The organism is Bacillus sp. GbtcB14, assembly GCF_019091205.1.
In the GTDB taxonomy this organism is placed as follows: domain Bacteria; phylum Bacillota; class Bacilli; order Bacillales; family Bacillaceae_G; genus Bacillus_A; species Bacillus_A cereus_AG.
The window spans coordinates 1-23,070 of the sequence record NZ_JAGXJT010000005.1; the positions used below are offsets into that span (position 1 = coordinate 1).

Here is a 23,070-nt window from a genome sequence, read left to right on the forward strand (position 1 = left end):
CCTGTATCGAAAATTACCAGGTAATCGTCGATACAAGCTTTATATTTTAATGTTTAATAATGGTTATATATATTTAACATATGGGTGTCTTTTTTTATTGAGAATATGTGAATAGGGCAAATTATTTAGCCTAATCGTTTGTCATACATTAGCTGAATTTGTATGCCGTAAGGATCTTCAATAATCCCATATGCTTCACTAAATATATTTTTTTCTAGTGGAGAGAGTATCTTCACGTTCTTATCGGAAGTTAAATTATTATAAAATCTTTGTATTTCTTCTAAATTAGCGCTTTGAATGCAAAGTGACATGTTATTTCCAACGTTATAACGTTCATTAGGATTCATTGTATTTTCAGCTATCATTAGCTTTGTATTCCCAATTTGTAAAACAGAGTGAGCAATATGATCTTTATTTTCACTTGTAATTTTAAAAGAACGATCTCTTTTCGCCAGTTCTTCATACGTAACAATCATTAACTGCTTAGCTTCTAAATTGCGTGTATAAAAATTAATTGCCTCTTTTGCATGCCCATTCATTGAAAGAAAAATAGCTATTTCTAATGTCATAAATATATAACTCCTTTATTAGTTAATAATTATAATATAGACTAAAAAGGTTTCAATACATGACACCTTTCGGGAGGGAAATATGAAAAAAACGGAACGAATTAATGATATGCTTATTTTCTTAAATAATAAAAGGCATTTTAATTTAAAGGATTTAATGGTTAGATATGCTATTTCTAAAAGTACCGCGTTGCGAGATATTCAATCATTGGAAGAAATAGGTGTACCAATATATTCTGAATTAGGTAGAAATGGAAGTTATAAAATTATAGAAAATAGTGTGCTATCGCCAATTTATTTTAGTGTGGATGAGATGTATGCGCTATACTTTTCGATTCTTACATTAAATGGATACAAGACGAAACCATTTAATATAGAAAGTATGGCGCTTGAAAATAAATTTAAACATGTATTACCTGATAATGTGAGTAAAAATATTTCAATTATGGAACGAACGCTTTCTTTTGAAGTAACAAATCATAGTAATTTTAGTCCGTTCTTAAAACAAATTTTACAGGGGATTTTTGCTGAGCGAGTTTATCATTTAATATACTTAAAAAAAGACGAGGAGAAAGCATTGGTTGCCCAATTTATTCGAATAGAATCTAAATTTGGTCAGTGGTATGCTAAAATCTTTAATTTTGAGACAAATCATGTTCAAATAATTAGATGTGATAAAATTCTTTCTATTGTGGAAACAAGTAATACGAATCCAAAAAATCTTGAAGAATTATTAAGTTATCTTACTACTTTTCATAGAAAACCTGATGCAACTGATTTTATTGTCATTGTTAATCAAAAAGGAAAAGATATTTTTGATAAAGAAAATTATCCTTCCATGGAGATACAAAAAGAAAATGAAAATTACATTATAACAGGCTACTTTAACAAACAAGAAGTTGATTTTATCTCGAACTATTTTCTGAATTTCGGTGAAACGATTATCTCAATTCAGCCAGTTATGCTAAAAGAGTTAATCTATAATAAGGTATTATCTATAAAGCAGCATTTAACTTCGTTAAGATAAAGTTAGTTTTAGTCATTTTTTTGACATGAAAAAAGCCCTGGAGTATTAAATATCCAAAGGGCTTTTTTGTGATTTTATTTCTTCTTTAGAAAAATTATTTTTGGGGGACGGACAGTCCATAAAAGAACATCGTAACGATATCTTGTATATGTTTTTCGCGATCTCCTTCAAGAAGCTGTGCCCCAAAATCATCACCTAACTTAGTGAACATTTGAATGTACAGTAACATCATTTCTTTAGTAAGGTGAGGGTTAATTTCATTTTTTTTCTGTGCTTGTTCTAATATTTCTATATACCAAGGCAGGATTTTTTCGCTTTGATACTTATAAATAAATTCTTTGAGTTCTTCGTCTCTTTGCATCATTTGTAGCAACATGTCAGGTTGGAATAACCCGCCCGTATTCATTTTTCTTACAATCATTTTTTGCATCATCTCATGAAAAGGTAATTTTTCTTCTGCAAGTTTTTTATAATATTGAAATTCAGATGTTATAAATTCCTGTATAAGTTCTCTAAATAACGCGTCTTTACTTCCGAAATGATTATAAATGGTAACTTGAGAAACATTTGCTTCCTTTGCAATATGCTCTATTTTCACCTCATTAAATCCGCGTTCTGAAAATAATAGGAAAGCTGCTTCTTTAATGGCACGTTTTTTCTTTTCTTTCACTCTTTCAAAGCCGTTCAATGCAATCACCTCAATTAAAATATACAAGAAAAAATAATGGAAAACAATATTTTTGAAATATGGACATATAAATATTTCAAAAAGTTGTTGCGGATATGAAAGATGAGGAGTACAATGATTTTGAAATATCACATATTAAATATTTCAAAAAATGAGGTGGAATTATGATTTCAGTTCAAAATGTCACAAAACAATTTTCAAATGGGAAAGGCTTGTTTCATATTACATTTGATGTAAAAGAAGGTGAAGTATTCGGTTACTTAGGACCAAATGGTGCCGGGAAATCCACAACAATTCGTAATTTAATGGGATTTATAAAACCAACAGCTGGTAAAGCGACAATTTTTGGATTAGATTGTTGGAAAGCTGCTGCAAAAATTCAAAGAGAAGTTGGCTATCTACCGGGTGAAATCTCTTTTATAGAAGGAATGAACGGATTAGAGTTTTTAAAGTTAATGCAAGGAATGCGTGGGCTAAAGGATACGAAAAGACGAGATGAATTAATAGAACGTCTACAATTTGATGTGAAAACACCGATTCGAAAAATGTCTAAAGGAATGAAACAAAAAGTAGGAATTGTTGCTGCTTTTATGCATGATCCGGAAGTGTTAATTTTAGATGAACCGACATCAGGACTCGATCCTCTTATGCAGCAAGTATTTATAGATTTAATAGTAGAGGAAAAACAAAGAGGAAAAACAATTCTTATGTCGTCGCATATTTTCACTGAAATTGAGCGTACGTGTGATCGAGTAGCGATTATTAAAGATGGTCGTCTTGTGACGGTTGAAAATATGCATGATTTACAAAGTGTGAGACGACAGGTAATAGATGTAACCGTATCATCGCAAGAAGAGATTGAATCTCTGGCGCAATGTAATTTGCAATTTGAAGCGGTGAAAGGAAGAGAAGCATCGATTATTGTACAAGGAAATTATCAAGCTGTTTTACAAACACTTTCAAACTATAATGTCACGGCACTTCAAACGAGAGCAATGGATTTAGAACATTTATTTATGCATTATTACGATAAGAAAGAAGGGATAAAGCATGAATAAGCAATTGTTTTTAGCTAGTTTGAAAGAAACACAAAAAAGTATTTTGAGTTATGCAACTGGTGCAGCGCTATATTTATGGTTGTTAATTTGGATATTCCCTTCAATGGTATCGGCGAAAGGATTAAATGAATTAATAAGTGCAATGCCTGATAGTGTGAAAAAAATTGTTGGCATGGAAAGTCCGATTCAAAACGTAATGGATTTTTTAGCTGGCGAATATTATAGTCTATTGTTTATTATCATATTAACAATTTTTTGTGTAACAGTTGCAACGCATTTAATTGCTCGTCATGTAGATAAAGGGGCGATGGCATACTTGCTCGCAACGCCTGTATCTAGAGTGCAAATTGCTATTACACAAGCGTCTATTCTCATATTGGGACTACTAATCATAGTAACTGTTACGTATGTAGCGGGTATAGTAGGTGCAGAGTGGTTTCTACAAGATAATAACTTAAATAAAGAATTATTTCTGAAGATAAATGTTGTTGGAGGGCTCATATTTTTAGTCGTTAGTGCTTATTCATTTTTCTTTTCTTGTATATGTAATGACGAAAGAAAGGCACTTAGCTACTCAGCGAGTTTAACTATTTTATTTTTCGCATTAGATATGGTAGGTAAATTAAGTGATAAGTTAGAGTGGATGAGAAATATATCATTATTTACGCTATTTCGTCCGAAAGAAATTGCTGAAGGAACGTATAATATATGGCCAGTGAGTATAGGTTTAATTGTTGGAGCACTTTGTATTTTCATCGTAGCGATTGTAGTGTTTAAGAAGAGGGATTTACCGTTGTAAAGTAGAAAGTCCACTGAAATAGTGGGCTTTTTTTGATGAGGAGGAAACGAATGAATCATTTGTTCCGGGTGCAGCTATATGTAAATGATATAGAAAAGTCAGCATTGTTCTATAAAGAAGTAATTGGTTTAAAGCTGTATAAAAAAGGTATGCATGGAGCACGTTTTAATCACGACCAGTTCTCTTTATTACTAGTTAGTGATTCAAGATTGAATGAAAATCACTATTTTTACGATCGAAAAGAAATGAAGGGGAATGGTTTTGAACTAATTATTGTTGTCAATCGGATTGAAGACGTATATGAACGTTGTAAAGAGAAGCGGTGCACAATACAAGAAGAAATTCAAGCTTACCCATGGGAGATGAGGGGATTTAAAGTTCTAGATCCAGATGGATATTTCCTTAGAATTACATCTGAGTAAAGGTAAACATGAAGAATGTTTATCTTTTTTGTGAAAATATTCAAAAAAAATGAACCTTTTTCTAGGCCCATCCGTCTAATACATGTAAAGTTAAATTTGAAGTGAGGATGAAACAGGAGGAGGAATTGTGAAAGTAATCCCTTTATATAAAATGATTGTAAAAGAAGAAACAGATGTTTCCTTAGCGAAAAAAGGTGATCATGAAGCGTTTATGGCGCTTATACATACAGAAAAAGTGAAGATGTATCGTATTGCAAAGGCTATGTTACGTGATGAGACAAATATAGAGGATGCGATACAGGCAACAATTTTAAAAGCCTATGAAAATATAAAAAAATTAAAAAAAGAAGAGTTTTTTCAAACTTGGTTAATTCGAATTTTAATGAATGAGTGTAACAATATTATTAGAACATATAAAAAGGTAATTGTGACAGAAGAGAATGATTACAATATGAGTGCGTGTGATCAGTATGAAGATATAGATTTGTGTAATGCGATTCAATCGTTACATGAAGAATTAAGAGCTGTTACGGTGCTTTATTATTATGAAGATATGAATCAAGAAAGTATTGCCAAGCTTTTAGAAATACCAAAAGGAACAGTGAAATCGAGATTGTCACGTGCGAGGGAACAACTGCAAAAGCGATTAAAGATGGAATAGGGGGTGCAAAGGATGGATGATGAAAAATTATTTGATGAAAAATTAAAAAAGAGAATAAAAGAAGAGAATGTGATAGTACCGCCAGAGTTAAATGAAAAGATTAATAGTACCCTTCATAATCTCCCGGTAAAAAAGAAAGGTTACAGAGTTTATATGATGGCTATAAGTGCTGCGGTTCTAGCACTTTCAATCGTATCTATGTCGGAGTTCTCTGATCAAATTTTTGCTCAAAATGGCGGAGTATTTCAATATGTAAAGAAAAAGGCGTTTTCTGATTATGAAAATGAAGAGGAAATAAAATCGAATGTAAATTATCCAGATAAAGAAAAAATTCATGAAAAGATGCTGGATTCTATTGATCATTTTAATAATATTTCAGGACAATTTGAGGAATATTCTAGCTCGTCAAGAATTGCTACAACATACAAATATGCGATTGATACGGAGCAACAAAGTGGGATCTCTTCGAAAGAAGATAAACTAGCGAGAAAACGAACAATTATATATAACGAGGGCAAGAAAAAAGAATTTGATGATGAGAAGTATACATATAAAGAGACAAAATGGAGCCCGAAAGAAAAAAACAATGAACTATTAAAATTAAATCCTACGGAAAGGTTATTGAGAAAATCAGGTGAGAAAAAAAGATATGATGATGAATATGTGGGATTCGCGAAGTATAGTATTCAATCAGAATTTACTGATCTATTAATTCGATATAAAGATTGGAATTATAAAGAAACGAAGTATCTTGGACTTGATTGCTACAAAATAGAAGGAACAATAAACATAGAAATGCCTGTAAGTACATCTGAAGATTTAAGAGGGAAATTTGAAATGGTTGTAGAGAAAAATACAGGGATTATGCTAAAATTCCTTAGTTTCCACGAGGGTATGATTCAATATTCGATTACGACCGAATGGATACAAATAAACAAAGGATTGAAAGAGAATACATTTCAAAAGGAAAGCGCTAATTATGAAAAATTGAAAAATATATTAGATGAATAGAAAACGGAGGAAAACATATGGAGAATCACTCTTCTTCAAGAGAAAAGAAAAATAAACGAAAATATAAGAAGACAACGATAATAAGTATATTGTTAGCAATATTACTATTTGGCGGAGTTGGATATGGTACTTACGTATATATGAAAACTTCTAATCTCGTACAAAAATCAAATGTTAATTTAGCGCGGGGTGAAAAATCAAATTTACGTGAGAAAGCCGTAAAACCAATTGCAAATAATGTTTCACTTTTAATTATGGGAATTGATGAAAATCAAGAACGACAAAAGGAGTATAATGGTGCATTTCATACAGATGCACTACTGTTAGCTACTTTTAATAAAGATGATAAGACTGTGAAATTAACGAGCATACCACGTGATACATACACATATGTTCCGGTTGAAAAGAAAAAAGATAAAATAACGCATGCATATGGAAGTGGTTTCGTTAAAAATGGTAAAGATGGAGGGCCGCAAGCTTCAGTGGAAGCGGTAGAAAAATTATTACAAGTGCCTGTTGATTATTTTGTGAAGTTTAATTTTAATTCATTTACTAAAATTGTTGATGGGTTAGATGGGATTGAAGTAGATGTCCCAGTTGAATTTACGGAGCAAAATAGTAAAGATGAGCCTGACGCAATTCATTTGAAAAAAGGACTACAAAAATTAACAGGGGAAGAAGCACTTGCACTAGCAAGAACGCGTCATATTGATAGTGATGCAATGAGAGGTCAGCGCCAACAGCTTGTTATTGAAGCGATGTTAAGTAAATTAAAAAGTGTAGGTTCGATTACGAAACTAGAAAAAATGGTTGAGGCGGTTGACGGTGATTTTAAAACAAACTTAGTAATGGATGATATTTTATCTTTTTATAAATACGGTTTAAACGGTTCAGTTGAAAAGATTCAATTGGGTGGGGATGATTTATATTTGCCAAATGGTCCAAATGGGCAACGTGTATATTACTATAACCCTAATAAAAAAGATCTACAGAGTTTGAGTAATACGCTTAGAACACATCTAGGATTAAGTGAAAAGCAGATTGAGGAGAATTAAAGCAGGCGAAATGTCTGTTTTTTTATTGTATTTAGTAGTATGTCATTTATCTTTTAATGTTATATACTATTTAAAAATAAAAGGAAATAGTGTAACGTAAAGTTGTGGTTTAAGGTAAATAACAAGGGGGTTATTACATAGAATAAATGTTAATGATTAATATAGTTTGGGAGAAATGAAAAAACAGGGGAGCATTAAAAATGAGAATTGCAAAAAATTTAACATTCCAAGTTATTATGGCAATTATTTGTGGTATTGCAGTAGGGGCAATTTGGCCTAGTGTTGGACAGCAGATGAAGCCAATTGGTGAAACGTTCATCAATATGATTAAAATGGTTATTGCACCGATTATTTTTTTAACAATTGTGCTTGGTATTGCAAGTATGGGAAGTATGAAAAAGGTAGGTCGTGTTGGTGGTAAGGCACTATTATATTTTGAAATTGTTACAACAGCGGCTTTAATTATAGGTATCATCGTAGCGAATGTTGTACGTCCCGGAGATGGATTAGATCCTTCAAAACTAAAGGGCGGAGATGTTTCACAATATGTACAAAGCGGGCAAGAAATGAAATGGATGGATTTCTTTTTACATATTGTTCCATCTAACATGTTTGAAGCATTTGCAAAAGGAGATATTTTACAAGTTCTGTTCTTCTCCATTTTATTCGGTGCAGGGTTAACGATGCTAGGGAAAAATGGACAACCGGTTATCGACTTTTTTGAAAGATTATCGAAAGTATTTTTTAATATTTTATCCATTGTTATGAAGTTAGCACCGGTTGGCGCATTCGGCGGGATGGCGTTTACAATTGGTAAATATGGTTTAAGTACACTTATTCCACTCGGTAAATTAATGATTTGTGTATATGCAACAATGGCATTATTTGTTTTTATCGTTTTAAATTTTATTTGTAAATTGTATAAATTTAGTTTGTGGAAATATTTGGCGCATATTAAAGAAGAATTACTCATTGTTCTCGGGACATCATCATCAGAATCAGTACTGCCGCGAATGATGACAAAGATGGAAGACTTCGGGTGTTCGAAGCCGGTAGTAGGTTTAGTCATTCCGACGGGATATTCTTTTAATTTAGACGGAACAACGATTTATTTATCGATGGCTACTATATTTTTAGCTCAAGTCTTTCACGTCGATCTTTCACTAGGTCAACAATTAACTATAATAGCTATTTTGTTAGTTACATCTAAAGGTGCAGCAGCAGTAACAGGTGGAGGGTTTATTGTATTAGCATCTACTCTATCTGCAATGAATGTTATTCCATTAGAAGGGTTAGCACTATTACTTGGTGTAGATCGTTTCATGTCAGAAGCACGTGCTATCGTCAACTTAATTGGTAACGGTATTGCGACTGTAGTTGTTGCAAAAAGTGAAAATGAATTTGATGATGAGAAGTATAAGAGGATAGTAGAAGAAATGAAAAGAGAGAAAATGGCCGGATAAAAAAGTCAGCTTTGCTGACTTTTTTTATTTTTGTAGAAAAGAGGTTTGTTACGATATACATTATTTATTAACAATAATTTACAAGTGTTTTATAGTGGAAGGATATAAAGGTTATTAAATCAATACATAGAATTCAATGAGATATAGTGTTTCAAAAGATTATGGAATTTTTATGAATATTACTGTAAAAAAATAATTTTTTAAAAATTTTCAATAATAACACTTTACAAAACTCAAAAAATTAGTAGAATAATAGTTAATAAGAATCTTCTGATAAATATATAAAGAAAAACAGAATTATCAGAAAATTCTTAAATGAGAGCGTTAAGAATTAGGGAGGGTACAGAAAGTGAAAAAGAAAAAAATCAAAAAATTAACAGCAGTTGTAGCACCAGTTTTAGCAATGAGTATGGCATTGACAGCATGTTCTACATCAGGCGGAGATAAGAAGACAAGCACAAATTCTAGCTCTGGCGGAGATAGCAAATCAGAAGAAAAATTAGCAGCGAAACAAGTACTAAATCGTACTGAAACAAATGAGATTCCGACAATGGATACTTCTAAAAATACCGATACATTAGGTTCTCAAATTTTAGGGAACACAATGGAAGGTTTATATCGATTAGATAAAGATAACAAACCAATCCCAGCTGCGGCAGAGTCAAGCACGAAGAGTGAGGATGGTAAAAAATATACATTCAAATTACGTAAAGATGCAAAATGGTCAAATGGTGATCCTGTAACAGCGAAAGATTTCGTATATGCTTGGCAACGTCTATTAGACCCAAAAACAGCTGCTGAGTATGCATTCATTGCATTCCCGATTAAAAATGCAGAAGCTGTTAATAAAGGGGAAAAACCTGTAACAGAACTAGGAGTAAAGGCAGTAGACGACCTTACTTTTGAAGTTGAATTAGAACAAGCAGTACCATACTTCTTAAACTTAGTAGCATTCCCATCGTACTATCCATTAAATGAGAAGTTCGTAAAAGAAAAAGGGGATAAATACGGTTTAGAGTCTGATACAACAGTATATAACGGACCGTTCGTTCTTACTGATTGGAAGCACGAGCAAGGCTGGAAACTAAAGAAAAACGATCAATATTGGGATAAAAAGACTGTAAAACTAGATGAAATTAACTATAGTGTAGTAAAAGAAGTAGCTACAAGAGTAAACTTATATGATACAAATGCAATTGATTTCGCGCTATTAACAGGTGAATTCGTTGATAAGTATAGAAGCAACAAAGAAGAGTTTGGCACATACTCACAAGTAAGTACTTACTTCTTACGTATGAACCAAAAACGTGGTGGACAAGATACACCGTTAAAGAGCCAAAAATTACGTGAAGCAATCGCATTATCAATCGATAAAAAGAATTTATCAAACGTTATTTTAAATGATGGATCTAAGCCTGCGGACTTCTTAGTACCGAAAGGATTAGCAACTGGACCAGACGGTAAAGACTTCCAAGAAACATTTAAAAATGGTATTAAACCAGATGCGAAAAAAGCAGCAGCTGCATGGGATGAAGCGAAAAAAGAGCTTGGGAAAGACCAAGTTACAATTGAGCTATTAAACTATGACACTGGTAATGCGAAAAAAGTTGGGGAATATGTAAAAGATCAAATTGAGAAAAACTTAAAAGGTGTAACTGTTAATATTAAACTTCAGCCATTCAAACAAAAGCTGAAATTAGAAACAGAGCAAGACTATGATTTATCATATGCTGGTTGGGGACCTGACTACGCTGACCCAATGACATTCTTAGATATGTTCCAGTCTAATCATTCTCATAACCAAATGAGCTTCGCTGATTCAAAATATGATGATATGATCAAAAAAGCTGGCGGAGAATTAATGGGTGACGCGAAGAAACGTTGGGAAGAGTTAGGAAAAGCTGAGAAATTACTTCTTGAGCAAGATGTAGCGCTTGTACCTTTATACCAACGTGGTGATGCATACGTTCAAAAACCAAATGCAAAAGGCATCGTTCACCATAACATTAGCCCAGAGTATAGCTTCAAGTGGGCGTACATGACTGAAAAAGATGGAAAATAATTTTTAAGCAGTGAGGCTATATTTAAGTGGATGCATATAAGTTTCTTAGCTTATTTTGTAGTGAGAATCTCGTTGTCCACAATAGAAAGATAAACTGAAAGAGCATTCCAAAAGTAGACTATTTACTTTTGGAATGCTCTTTTATTATGTTATCAAATGCAAATAAATCAATAGATATAAGAAAGATGGTACTTGCATAGTGCTAATTGTAAAAAATACGTTTTACTATCACAAAAAAATAATTTTTAGAATATTTTAAAAATAACTTTACAAAAGCTGAAAAATTAGTAGAATATTAATTAATAAGAATTTTCTGATAACTAATTATTAGAAAATCTATCAAAATTAGTTTCGTACATATAATTGGGGAGGGTACAAAAATGAAGAAAAAGATGAAAAAGTTCACGGCGGTTGTAGCGCCAGTTTTAGCGATGAGTATGGCGTTGACAGCGTGTTCTGGATCTGGTGGGGAGAAGAAATCAACTACGACGTCTAGTGGTGGTGGGGAAGAGAAAAAATCAGAAATTAAATACGCAGCGAAACAAGTGTTAAATCGTACAGAGAATCAAGAGATTCCGACGATGGATGTTTCGAAATCTACTGATACATTAGGTTCTCAAATTTTAGGGAACACAATGGAAGGTTTATATCGATTAGATAAAGATAATAAGCCGATCCCAGCTGCAGCAGAATCTAGCACGAAAAGCGAGGATGGCAAAAAATATACATTTAAACTACGTAAAGATGCAAAATGGTCAAACGGCGACCCTGTAACAGCGAAAGATTTCGTATACGGATGGCAACGCTTACTTGATAAAAATACAGCGGCAGAATATGCGTTTATCGCTTTCTACATTAAAAATGCAGAGGCAATTAATAAAGGCGAAAAGCCACTAACAGATTTAGGGGCAAAAGCGGTAGATGATTATACGCTAGAAGTAGAATTAGAAAAACCAGTACCATATTTCTTGAATTTAATGGCATTCCCATCTTACTATCCTTTAAATGAAAAGTTCGTAAAAGAAAAAGGAGATAAATTCGGTTTAGAAGCAGATACAACGTTGTATAACGGACCGTTTGTGATGGCTTCCTGGAAACACGAACAAGGATGGCAGCTAAAGAAAAATGATAAGTACTGGGATAATAAGACTGTAAAATTAGAAGAAATTAACTACAGTGTAGTAAAAGAAGTTGCGACGAAAGTAAACTTATATGATACAGGATCAATTGATTTCACATTATTATCAGGAGAATTCGTTGATAAATATAAATCGAACAAAGAGGAGTACGGTGAGTATTCTGAAGCGAGTACATTCTTCTTACGTTTAAACCAAAAACGTAACGGACAAGATACACCGTTAAAGAGCAAAAAACTGCGTGAAGCGATCGCATTATCAATTGATAAAAAAGGATTAGCAAACGTTATTTTAAATAACGGTTCAAAAGCAACAGATCAATTAGTACCAAAAGGACTTGCGACAGGACCAGACGGTAAAGATTACCAAGATACATTTAAAAACGGTCTAAAATATGATCCGAAAAAAGGTGCAGCAGCTTGGGATGCAGCGAAAAAAGAACTTGGAAAAGACCAAATTACAATTGAATTACTAAGCTATGATGATGGAACTGCGAAGAAAATTGCTGACTACTTTAAAGATCAAATTGAGAAAAACTTAAAAGGTGTAACGGTTAACACAAAAATTCAGCCGTTCAAACAAAAACTGAAATTAGAGTCGGCACAAGATTATGAAGTTTCATTTGCAGGCTGGAGCCCAGATTATTCGGATCCAATGACATTTATTGATATGTTTGAGTCGAAGAGCCCATATAACCAAATGAGTTATTCGAATCAAAAATATGATGAAATGGTTAAACAAGCAGGTAATGAATTATTGTCTGATCCGAAGAAGCGTTGGGAAACGTTAGGAAAAGCAGAAAAATTATTCCTTGAAGAAGATGCTGGATTAGTTCCTTTATACCAAACAGGAAGAGCGTATGTAATGAAGCCGAATGTAAAAGGAATTGTGAAACATAACATCAGTCCAGAATATAGCTTTAAGTGGGCTTATGTAACGGAAGGAAAATAATAAAAAAGAGCGTGTTTAAAAGTAAATAATTCACTTTTAACACGCTCTTTTTCTATTCAATTAAATAGAGAAGAATAAGAAAAGTAGTACTGACATATAGTAGATGGGGGAGAATCCGTATAGTAGTAATAGTAAAATACATAGTTACTATGAAAATAAAATAATGGAAACTTCAAAAATGAGGATAATTACCAAGATGTTAATTGGTGAAAAAGTACTAATAACTAAGTTCATAGAAAATCTCTCAAAGTTAGTTTCGTACATATAATTGGGGAGGGTACAAGAATGAAGAAAAAAATGAAAAAACTAACGGCAGTTGTAGTGCCAGTTTTAGCAATGAGTATGGCGTTAACAGCATGTTCTTCTGGATCTGGTGGGGAGAAGAAATCGACTACAACGTCTAATAATGGCGGGGAAGAGAAGAAATCTGATATAAAATATGCAGCGAAGCAAGTGCTAAATCGTACAGAAACGAATGAAATTCCGACGATGGATACTTCAAAAAGTACAGATACACTTGGCGCACAAATTTTAGGGAATACGATGGAAGGTTTATATCGCCTTGATAAAGATAATAAGCCAATCCCAGCTGTAGCAGAATCTAGCACAAAAAGCGAGGATGGTAAAAAATATACATTTAAATTACGGAAAGATGCAAAATGGTCAAACGGTGATCCAGTAACAGCGAAAGATTTCGTATTTGCATGGCAACGTCTAGTAGATCCAAAAACAGCTGCTGAGTATGCATTTATTGCTTATTATATTAAAAATGCAGAAACAATTAATCAAGGAAAAGGAGAAGTTGCTACATTAGGTGTAAAAGCGGTAGATGATTATACACTTGAAGTGGAACTGGAAAGACCGGTACCGTACTTCTTGAACTTAATGGCATTTGCGTCATACTATCCATTAAATGAAAAGTTTGTAAAAGAAAAAGGGAATAAGTTTGGTTTAGAGTCTGATACAACAGTATATAACGGACCGTTCGTTCTTACTGATTGGAAACATGAGCAAGGCTGGAAATTAAAGAAAAATGATCAGTATTGGGATAAAAAGACTGTAAAACTAGAAGAAATTAACTATAGCGTAGTAAAAGAACCAGCTACTAGAGTAAATTTATACGATACAGGTGCAATTGATTTCGCACTTTTATCAGGAGAGTTTGTTGATAAGTATAGAAATAATAAAGAGGAGTTTGGCGCATATTCGGAAACAAGTACGTTTTACTTACGTCTAAACCAAAAACGTGGCGGGCAAGATACACCGTTAAAGAGCAAAAAATTACGTGAAGCAATTGCATTATCAATTGATAAGAAAGCTTTAGCGAATGTCATTTTAAATGATGGTTCAAAACCAGTGGATTACTTAGTGCCAAAAGGTTTAGCGAGTGGACCAGATGGTAAAGATTTCGCAGAAACGTTCAAGAATGGTTTAAAACAAGACACTAAAAAGGCAGCAGCAGCTTGGGAAGAAGCGAAAAAAGAACTTGGAAAAGATCAAGTAACAATTGAACTGTTAAATTATGATACTGGTAATGCGAAAAAGGTTGGGGAGTATGTAAAAGATCAAGTTGAAAAAAATCTAAAAGGCGTGACAGTAAATATTAAACTGCAACCATTTAAGCAAAAGCTAAAATTAGAATCAGACCAAGATTATGATTTTTCATATGGTGGCTGGAATCCAGATTACGCGGATCCAATGACGTATCTTGATATGTTTGAAACGACAAATTCTCAGAACCAGATGAGCTACTCAGATTCAAAATATGATGACATTATTACTAAAAGTAAGACAGAATGGATGGCTGATGCAAAAAAACGTTGGACAGAGTTAGGGAAGGCGGAGAAATTGTTACTTGAAGATGATGTAGCGCTTGTACCTTTATACCAAAGTGCTAAATCATATGTTATGAAACCAAATATAAAGGGAATTGTGAAACATAATATTAGTCCGGAATATAGCTTCAAATGGGCGTATATTGAAGAGAAATAAAAAAGAGAAGAGCATTTTCAAGTTGCGGTATTATAGCACTTGAAAATGCTTTTTCTATGCACTTTTATTTCTTCCTTGAATATATAAAATAAAAAAGGGAGAATCCCATGGAACGAAATGCTTACATCGATTTCCTAGCTTATTATGGAATAGGAAGTGCTCATCCTGGTGGCTTTACGTTAACAAAACAATTGTTGACGCAACTACCTTTTAGATTTGGAGCGAATGTCCTTGAGATAGGGTGCGGTACGGGGAAAACAGCGGCATATATGACAAAAGAATGTGGTTATAAAGTAACGGCGGTTGAAAAGAATGAGATTATGATTCAAAAGGCGAAAGATAGATGGTTAATTGAAGGACTAGACATTCAATTAATAGAAGGAAATGTAGAGCAATTACCTTGTTTGCATGACTCATTTGAGTTCGTACTCGGAGAATCGATCCTAGCTTTTACAGAGAAAGAAAGGGTTATCTCGGAGTGCTATCGTGTACTACAGAAAGACGGTAAACTTGTTGTCATTGAAATGATTATTGATAGGCACATTGAGAAGAGTGAGGAAGCAAAAATTGCGCAATTATACGGGATGAAAGAACTATTAACTGAGAATGAGTGGGTACAATTATTTCAGAAAGCAAACTTTAATCGGGTTACCATTGCTGGTGGTGGTACAATTGCAGAAACAATCTCGGGCTATATAGAAGAGCCAGAATGGAATGTATCCTCGCATATTCCAAATGAATTATATGAGGCATGGGTACAGCATGAAAATGTACGACTTATGTACCAACATATTTTAGGGCATCGTATTTTTATATGTGAAAAATAAAGAAAGAGAGTTGGCTAAAGGTAGTCAACTCTTTACTATGTTAAATGAAAAATAATGCAGCTAATGTAATTCCGAAGATGAAACCAAATCCGAGTTCAACGCCCCAGCCACCGCCGCCCCAGCCGCCACAACTACCGCAACCACGACCGCCACATCCACAGCCGCTGAATCCACCACCACAACCAAATCCGCAACTATCACATCTGCTAAGGCCGCCGCAAAGATCGCAACCACCGTTTGTATAAGCGTCATAGTATCCAAATCCTGTATCAAAAGATGAGCGCTGTTGCACTGGTTCAATCCATACAGAGCTTTTTGTCACATCAATTATTTTGCCTAAATGAATGCGGCCATCACGATCTTCAATTCGAACGACTTTACCGAAATAACGTTGGCACGTATCGTAACATTTTTGTCTATGCATGTTCTTTCCTCCTTCCCCATTACAGTAATACGATATGTAAAGGGGACAAGTGCGGCTTGTACGAATGCCCTATCTATCATAATTGTTAAAGGAAAGGGGAAATATAGGAAGAGGATATATAAGGAGGAAAAGGTATGAAATCTACAGATCAGTTTCAGACATACGAAGTACCATGGGAAGAATTTATTGAAGCATTGCGAGAGGAAATGAAGAAGCAAGTAGGGGCAGATATAATTGATACAGTAGTTTGTAATTTAGAAGATGGCTTTGAAGTGTATACATATGTGCAGGGGGATTTGGATTTTGAATACAAGGAAGCACTTGAAAGGAAATACGGAAGCGATGCAAAAACGCCTAATGTGTTAACGATTATGTTATTAGCTAGCATTTATAGTACAAGTGAAGAGAATTTACGCTTGCATGCGGATAATAAAGAAAATCCGGTTGTTGAAGTGTATGTGAAGCAATGAAACACGCTGTGAAAGGCGTGTTTTTTATTTTTATGATAAAATGTTAGAAAATTAAGAAAGAAGGTGGCGGTTTGAAAATTAAACATCTTAATTTAACAGTTTCAGATGTAGTAGCTGCTAGAGAGTTTTTAGAGAAATATTTTGGTTTAACTTGTAGCGGAACAAGGGGAAATGGCTTTGCAGTTTTGCGTGATAATGCTGGGTTTATATTAACATTAATGAAAGGGAAAGACGTACAATATCCACAAACATTTCATGTAGGGTTTCCTCAAGAAAGTGAAGAACAAGTAAATAAGATGAATCAAAAATTGAAGGAGGATGGCTTTTTGGTCGAACCTCCTAAGCATGCACATGCGTATACGTTTTATGTTGAAGCACCTGGTGGATTTACAATTGAAGTGATGTGTTAATTCAAAATCAAACTTTTTGATATATGTTTTGAAGACGAAAAGTAGGAAAAGTCTGTTTTAAGTGTAGAGCTTAAACAGGCTTTTTTACTTATAGTATCGGATAGAAAACGATAGAAGGAATAATATTCAACTTATATAACTGTTTACATAATAAAGTTATGATGTGTTAGTTGTCCTAAAATACAAGTCATATATCTTGTATCCTCTCATAAATTTAAACATAGGAATTTGTCTACAAAGGTGGCGAAGCCTCATCATGAAAATTCGAATTTGTGCCACATTCATGTTGTTTCTATTTATATGGTTACATCCTTTTTGGACTTTTGCAAAAGGAGAGGAGGCAAAGGAAAGGGTCGTTTCACTTGTATATGATGATTCGGGCAGCATGAGAAATAACGATCGCTGGAAATATGCCAATTATGCTTTGCAAAGTTTAGTTGCGCTATTAGATGAAAAAGATAAATTTTCGTATGTTCCAATGAGCAAGCCGAATGATCCATTAGACATTTCGTTAACGAAGGATAAGAGACAAACAGAAATTGAGGGAATTGGGGCATGGAAAACGTATTTAAATACTCCGTTTAGCGCAGTAGAAACGGCGATGCAATCTATAAAAAAGGAAGCAGATATAGATGGAAAACGTGAATTTTGGCTTATTGTCTTAACTGACGGGGCATTTAATGATTTAGAGAAAGATAAGGTTGGCGGGAAAGAACAAATCTCGCAGAAGTTAGCACAGTTTAAGAAGGATATGGATGCAAAAAAGATATCGCTACATCCAATTTTAATTACGATGGAAGAGGATTTAGGACAGCAAGAAAAGGCACAACTAAATACGTTTAAAGAGATATGGAAGAAAGAGATAAACGGAGTTACGATGCCATCTAGTGGAGAGGATGGTATTGTAAAAAGTGTCAATCAAGTCGCAGCATTAGTTGCAAATCGTGATCCGTTCTCTTCTGTTGAATCAATTGTAAAAACGAAAGTAGTAGGGAAGAAAGTAGAGATTACAACACCATTTCCATTAAAGCGTATGACGCTTGTACGACAATCGCCTTCTTTGTCTAATTATCAGGTCACACAAATTTCTAAACCGTTACAATTACAATCTTCCTATTCCATACATGCACCAGGAGAAGCGAAATTATTCGGAAATATAGTTCATATCAGTACGGAAAATCAGGAAGTTATTAAACCAGGAACTTATACGATAGAGGTGGACCAGAATATTGAGAAAGAAGGACTACAAGTACTAGTTGAACCAGCGCTTAACTATACTGTTTCTACTTATGACAAAGATGATCGTAGTCAAAAAAATGTGGAAGAAATGTACGAAGGTGTTACCGCTGTTATTGAAGCGAAGCCTACCGAATTACCAATTCAGTCTTCATATTTTCAGGCAGAAGTAGAAATAGACGGAAAACAGTACCAGATGAAGTGGGACGATAAAAAACATGTATTTTACTACGAAACGAAGATTGATAAAGGGTTAGTGCGCGGGAAAGTTCATATGAACATAAAGGGATTTTACAGACAAACGAAAGAATTTAAAGTCGAAGTAACGGAAAAACCAAAATTATCATTGCAAACTATTACGAAAGATTATGAAGAAAAAGTAACAAATTTAGAGAATAGTAAACCTTTTATTATACAACCACAGTTAGATGGTAAGCTGATGACAGAAGAGGCTGTAAAGAAACTAATAAAATCTACTGGTGTCACATCTAAACAATCAATCAACTATGAAATAAAACAACATGGTAAACAAATTTATATTTATCCTCGACCTCATTACTCCGACACATTCAATTTTACAGATACCGGCACCGTAGAAGCTACCATCGTAGTGCAAGATTCAAAATTACAAGAAGTAAAGAAAAATATATCACTTCATATTCAAAATGCACCGTTTTATGAAAAATATGCGCTTATTTTTAAGTTTGTTATTCCTATCACTTTATTATTGTTAGTAGTAGGAATAATCATTTTAGGATGGATTGTTCGTCCAAGATTTCACCGAAAAGCACTATTGTATTATGAATGGGATCAAGAGGTAGCAAAAGATTGGTTATATCAATCTGAACCAGAGTTACTTAAAAATAAATGGTGGAAACACTATTTTGGCATTCCATTCCGAGCAGAAAGAAAGACTGTGCAATCCGTTACGTTTATAGCAAAGAAAGGGTCGAAATCAATATTTGTAGCGAAAGAGTCACAAGTAGTAGGAATGATTATTGATGGGATGTCTATAACAGAAGATGAGGTTGGAATGGAACATAAGACGCTATATCCAAATGAACTTTTAGTAATTGATAGAGGGTATGGTAAAGAAATTTACAAATATGAGTGTGAATAGTAGATAGGGAAAAGGAGGGAGTCTCATCTTTCTCCCCCTTTTTTCAAACAAGCAAGAATAGGAAGGTGGTTCACATGACGTTACAAGTTCCAACGATATTAATTGGTTTAGGTGGAATCGGTAGTACTGTGACACATCAAATATATGAAAGGCTACCTGAGGAGCGCCGAAAAAAGGTAGCAATGCACGTATTTGATACAGATGTGAATACATTGAGTAAATTTGATCATATTCGAAAGTTTAAGACGCAAACGAGTTCTAGTAAAACGCCAAGAGAGTATATTGCGGGAGATCCAACGATTCCAGAGTGGTTTCCGATGGACCCGACTATACTTGATAAACCACTGACAGAAGGGGCAGGACAGTTACGCGTCATTTCCCGTTTAGCGTTACTTGCTGCGATGAAAGAAGATAAATTGACATCCTTTTGGCAAGAAATTGAGAAGATTTTTCCAGTTACAAGCGATCAAACGGAGTATGGAGTACGTGTCATTATCGTAACGTCACTAGCGGGCGGAACAGGTTCAGGGATGTTTCTACAAATTGCATTATATTTACGTGAAATGCTTCGGAAAAAACTGCAGCATCACAACATTTTAATACGCGGTGCGTTTCTAATGCCGGATGTGTTAGTTAAGACGAGAACGGTTAGTGCGAAAGAGTTTGAAACGGTGCAAGCAAACGGCTATGCATCGTTAAAAGAATTACATGCCATTACGCTTGGCTCTACCGGAGAACTATCCAAACGCGGTGGCGTCACGATTGAATTAGAGTATCGTCCTGATCAAGTAGATGAAGACGGAAGAACGAATCATACGATTAAACAACATCATTTACCGTACAATTATTGTTTCCTATACGATTACGAAAATCTACATGGACACCATCTGCACAATTTATCAGATTATATGGAGCAAATGGCAAATACGATTTATTTACAGTTATTTAGTCCGATGTCTGCCAATCATTTTGCACAGGAAGATAATCAAATTCAGCAATTAGCAGAATCGAGCGGGAAAGGACGATATTGCGGGGCAGGAACGGCAAAGATTATTTATCCGTATGAGCACGTGTTAAAATATTGTGCTTTAAAATGGGCTGTGCAAGGTTTAGATGAATCGTGGCTTCATTTAGATCAACTGTTTCAAGAGAAGAAACAAAGATATGATCAAGATGTAAAACGTGGTATGCAACGCGAAAAGCCAGAGCGTGGGAAAAGTTATTTAGAAGACTTAGAACATCTTGCTACTCGTCCGGAACAGGCTCATATTTTCTATAGACAAATGTACAATGAAACGCGTGAGGGAGCAGAAGGCGGTAAGGTCGGGGTTGCAAAATCTAAACTGTTTTTAGAAGCTGTAGAAAGTTATGTACAGCGTACGGTGCAAAAAGATGAGGAATTAAACCGTCTGCAGCACGAGTGTAAAATTTCGGCTGCGAAGCTGAAAATGATGGAACAAATGAAAGGTGAAGTAGCAAGGGTGGATCATGCGGTTCGTTTATATGCGTATGCGATTCCGAGCCGCGTACATGAACATGTAACGACACTATTGTATGACATGATTGAATCAGACCGTTTTTCACCAAGTGGTTCTGAAGGCCAGTCATATCAACTAAATACATGGTTTTTAAAGAAAACAGATCCTGTTCATCCAGTATCAGCTCGTTTTATGTTGTATGAAATTCGAAAGCAGTTAGTAGAGAAAATGAATCGTCTACATGAAAATAATGAACAAAAGCGCAATTTAATTCAAAACTACGATAAGAAATTTAATGTAAGTAATATTGATGGGACGGTAACAGCTGTTCGCCGAGTAGAAATCGCGCAGCAACAAGGCTGGTTTGGAAAAATGATGAATAATCAGCAGCGTTTGTTTAAAAAAGAATTTGAAGATATTGTAACGCAGTACGTACACAAATTAAACGAGTATCGTAAAGAAATGCTATTAGAACTCGTTTATCAATCACTATATCAAGCAGTTAGTAAAATGATTCAATATTGGGAAAGGTTTTTTGATAATTTACACGAAACACGTGAAAATTTATTGTTCGAAATTCAAAAACGAAGCAAGGAATTTGAAGGGAAAACAAACCCAACGAATGTATATGTATTAGCAGAAGAGAAGTTACAAGAAAAAATATGGCAAGATATGCAGCAACATTTAAATTTAGGAGTATTACCGAAAGATATATCTGCGGAAATTTATATGAGTTTATACGGGGAATATTGCCGGGATGCAAAAACAGAAGAGATTCAATCGAAAAAGGTAGAAGACTTTTATCGTGAGCACATACTAAGTTATTGTTACGATGAATTACAAATACGTTATCGCGATAAATTAGAACTGAATATCGTTGAAGCACTAAGAAAAGAAGCCGATTATAAGAAACGTGATCGTGATGAGTATGTTCGTGAAAAAATTGAAGACTTGTTCCATTTAGCAAGTCCATTCGTGCCGAAAGTTTCCCATCATAGGGAATTACAATATTGGGGTATACATCCATCTTTAAAGAAAGAACTACAAGAAGAATTAATTCAAGAAATGTTTAAAGAAAAAGATACAGTACATGAAGCTTTTTCGCCATTTGAAGTCATTTGTTATCGTGCGCATTACGGTTTATCGTTGCAAGACTTCCCTAAGCTTTCGTCTGGACACATTGCAAATGGATTTATGAATGATAAAGGTGATTATTTTCAGTCATACTATCGCCGTGTGAACAAGTTGAATAGTAAAAAATCTAGTTTAACGCCGCACTTAGATAAGTATTGGCACTTACCAGCATTCATGCCAGACTTAAATGCAACGCAAACGAAGTTGGATTACGACAAATGTAATCGAGCTCTTCTATACGCGTATATGTATCGCTGGATTAGTTTAGTTGCTGTTGATGGTCAGTTCGTATATCAATATAACGGCGTTGGACGTAGCTTCTTAATTCAGTCGATGGGAAAAAATATTTCAAGCGAAAGTTATAAATTACACAGAGCGTTGCTTCATAACCCATTTATTTATGAAAACATTCTGTCCAGATTTGAAGAAGAACAAGAAAAAGCTATGATACAGGGCGGACATTTATATACACATCCGTTCGTATTAGGAGCTCAAGATATTAGATGGCTTCGTAAAGAGCATGTCCATAATATTTTAGATATGATTTTAATGTATGACCGTGAAGCGAAATATGACCCAACGCTAGAAGAAACTTCTGATGAATTATTAAGGCTATTCCTTGATGAAATTGAGTTATATTTCCAAAACTATTACGGTACAGGTGCCGATATGGTTGCAAAGAAAGAGAAAGAAATGTTTATTAAACAATTGTGGGATCGTTCGTATGCGAAAGGTTATGTAGATCCAAATAGTGCTCCTTATAAAAAGTGGCAAAATTTATTAAGCGTTCATGATGAAGAGGAAACGCCAAAAACGAATGTTTAATGAATGAAAAGGGAATCCTTAAAAGTGGCAATACAACTTTAGAAAAGAGGGATTCCGATGCCGTTTTTAGGAAGTGTATATCAAATATTTGGATTGTATCCAGAAATTTATTATGGAATGATTTCAGCTGAACTTGCGGAGCAGCAAAGATTGGAACAAGCGGAAAACGAAGAACCAGAAACAGAAGCGTAACTGTATAAGAAGTTTCAAAATAAAAATGATAACACGCTACTTACTCTTTACATGTATAAG

The 23,070-nt window shown here is 34.3% G+C and carries 20 protein-coding genes; 17 read left to right on the plus strand and 3 right to left on the minus strand.

The features are described 5' to 3' along the window. Positions 1-125: 125 nt before the first annotated feature. A complete protein-coding gene (locus tag KVT31_RS15585; RefSeq protein WP_088097288.1) occupies positions 126-569 on the minus strand; it encodes a VOC family protein in 444 nt (147 codons plus the stop codon). An 82-nt stretch (positions 570-651) separates the two neighbouring features. Here KVT31_RS15585 and KVT31_RS15590 point away from each other — a divergent pair, with 82 nt between their 5' ends. After that, complete coding sequence (locus KVT31_RS15590) at positions 652-1,596, plus strand: helix-turn-helix transcriptional regulator (protein WP_088097287.1); 945 nt, start codon at positions 652-654, stop codon at positions 1,594-1,596. Between the two features lie 94 nt (positions 1,597-1,690). Here KVT31_RS15590 and KVT31_RS15595 read toward each other — a convergent pair whose 3' ends face one another. Continuing rightward, positions 1,691-2,311 (minus strand): TetR/AcrR family transcriptional regulator, encoded by a 621-nt coding sequence (locus KVT31_RS15595; RefSeq protein WP_140392519.1) that lies wholly within the window; start codon positions 2,309-2,311, stop codon positions 1,691-1,693. Between the two features lie 137 nt (positions 2,312-2,448). Here KVT31_RS15595 and KVT31_RS15600 point away from each other — a divergent pair, with 137 nt between their 5' ends. The 11 genes from KVT31_RS15600 to KVT31_RS15650 all read left to right on the plus strand — a co-directional run bounded on the left by KVT31_RS15600 (position 2,449) and on the right by KVT31_RS15650 (position 15,721). Further along, positions 2,449-3,342, plus strand: coding sequence for an ABC transporter ATP-binding protein (locus KVT31_RS15600; protein WP_088097285.1), 894 nt, complete (start codon positions 2,449-2,451; stop codon positions 3,340-3,342). Continuing rightward, the gene (locus KVT31_RS15605) at positions 3,335-4,141 is read left to right on the plus strand and encodes an ABC transporter permease subunit (RefSeq protein ID WP_088097284.1); all 807 of its coding nucleotides are present in this window, start codon (positions 3,335-3,337) and stop codon (positions 4,139-4,141) included. Before KVT31_RS15600 ends, KVT31_RS15605 begins: the two co-directional genes overlap by 8 nt. A gap of 50 nt (positions 4,142-4,191) precedes the next feature. Beyond that, positions 4,192-4,563 (plus strand): VOC family protein, encoded by a 372-nt coding sequence (locus KVT31_RS15610; RefSeq protein ID WP_088097283.1) that lies wholly within the window; start codon positions 4,192-4,194, stop codon positions 4,561-4,563. A gap of 127 nt (positions 4,564-4,690) precedes the next feature. Next, positions 4,691-5,224: a sigma-70 family RNA polymerase sigma factor gene (locus KVT31_RS15615; protein ID WP_088097282.1), complete on the plus strand. Its 534-nt coding sequence runs from the start codon at positions 4,691-4,693 to the stop codon at positions 5,222-5,224. A 12-nt stretch (positions 5,225-5,236) separates the two neighbouring features. After that, positions 5,237-6,235 carry an anti-sigma factor gene (locus KVT31_RS15620; protein ID WP_088097281.1) on the plus strand — a complete coding sequence of 333 codons (999 nt, stop codon included), beginning with the start codon at positions 5,237-5,239 and terminating at the stop codon, positions 6,233-6,235. Positions 6,236-6,252: 17 nt separating this feature from the next. Continuing rightward, positions 6,253-7,290 carry an LCP family protein gene (locus KVT31_RS15625; RefSeq protein ID WP_088097280.1) on the plus strand — a complete coding sequence of 346 codons (1,038 nt, stop codon included), beginning with the start codon at positions 6,253-6,255 and terminating at the stop codon, positions 7,288-7,290. Positions 7,291-7,490: 200 nt separating this feature from the next. Then, entirely contained in the window at positions 7,491-8,753 is a 1,263-nt protein-coding gene (locus KVT31_RS15630) for a dicarboxylate/amino acid:cation symporter (RefSeq protein WP_088097279.1), read from the plus strand. A gap of 349 nt (positions 8,754-9,102) precedes the next feature. Continuing rightward, on the plus strand, positions 9,103-10,815 hold the full coding sequence (locus KVT31_RS15635; RefSeq protein WP_061679901.1) for a peptide ABC transporter substrate-binding protein: 1,713 nt from the start codon (positions 9,103-9,105) through the stop codon (positions 10,813-10,815). Positions 10,816-11,195: 380 nt separating this feature from the next. After that, positions 11,196-12,902 (plus strand): peptide ABC transporter substrate-binding protein, encoded by a 1,707-nt coding sequence (locus KVT31_RS15640; RefSeq protein WP_088097278.1) that lies wholly within the window; start codon positions 11,196-11,198, stop codon positions 12,900-12,902. Between the two features lie 285 nt (positions 12,903-13,187). After that, positions 13,188-14,894 carry a peptide ABC transporter substrate-binding protein gene (locus tag KVT31_RS15645; RefSeq protein ID WP_088097277.1) on the plus strand — a complete coding sequence of 569 codons (1,707 nt, stop codon included), beginning with the start codon at positions 13,188-13,190 and terminating at the stop codon, positions 14,892-14,894. 107 nt (positions 14,895-15,001) lie between these two features. Next, entirely contained in the window at positions 15,002-15,721 is a 720-nt protein-coding gene (locus KVT31_RS15650; RefSeq protein WP_088097276.1) for a class I SAM-dependent methyltransferase, read from the plus strand. Positions 15,722-15,761: 40 nt separating this feature from the next. Here the strand turns inward: KVT31_RS15650 and KVT31_RS15655 are convergent, their stop codons facing one another. Next, complete coding sequence (locus KVT31_RS15655) at positions 15,762-16,145, minus strand: hypothetical protein (protein WP_217613532.1); 384 nt, start codon at positions 16,143-16,145, stop codon at positions 15,762-15,764. Between the two features lie 134 nt (positions 16,146-16,279). Here KVT31_RS15655 and KVT31_RS15660 point away from each other — a divergent pair, with 134 nt between their 5' ends. From KVT31_RS15660 to KVT31_RS15680, 5 genes are all read left to right on the plus strand, one after another. Next, positions 16,280-16,615 (plus strand): hypothetical protein, encoded by a 336-nt coding sequence (locus KVT31_RS15660; RefSeq protein WP_088097275.1) that lies wholly within the window; start codon positions 16,280-16,282, stop codon positions 16,613-16,615. A gap of 71 nt (positions 16,616-16,686) precedes the next feature. Then, the gene (locus tag KVT31_RS15665) at positions 16,687-17,025 is read left to right on the plus strand and encodes a VOC family protein (RefSeq protein WP_088097274.1); all 339 of its coding nucleotides are present in this window, start codon (positions 16,687-16,689) and stop codon (positions 17,023-17,025) included. Positions 17,026-17,281: 256 nt separating this feature from the next. Beyond that, entirely contained in the window at positions 17,282-19,381 is a 2,100-nt protein-coding gene (locus tag KVT31_RS15670) for a vWA domain-containing protein (RefSeq protein ID WP_088097273.1), read from the plus strand. A 74-nt stretch (positions 19,382-19,455) separates the two neighbouring features. Further along, complete coding sequence (locus tag KVT31_RS15675; protein ID WP_088097272.1) at positions 19,456-22,818, plus strand: tubulin-like doman-containing protein; 3,363 nt, start codon at positions 19,456-19,458, stop codon at positions 22,816-22,818. A 57-nt stretch (positions 22,819-22,875) separates the two neighbouring features. After that, positions 22,876-23,010, plus strand: coding sequence for a hypothetical protein (locus tag KVT31_RS15680; protein ID WP_001116178.1), 135 nt, complete (start codon positions 22,876-22,878; stop codon positions 23,008-23,010). The last annotated feature ends 60 nt before the right edge of the window (positions 23,011-23,070 follow it).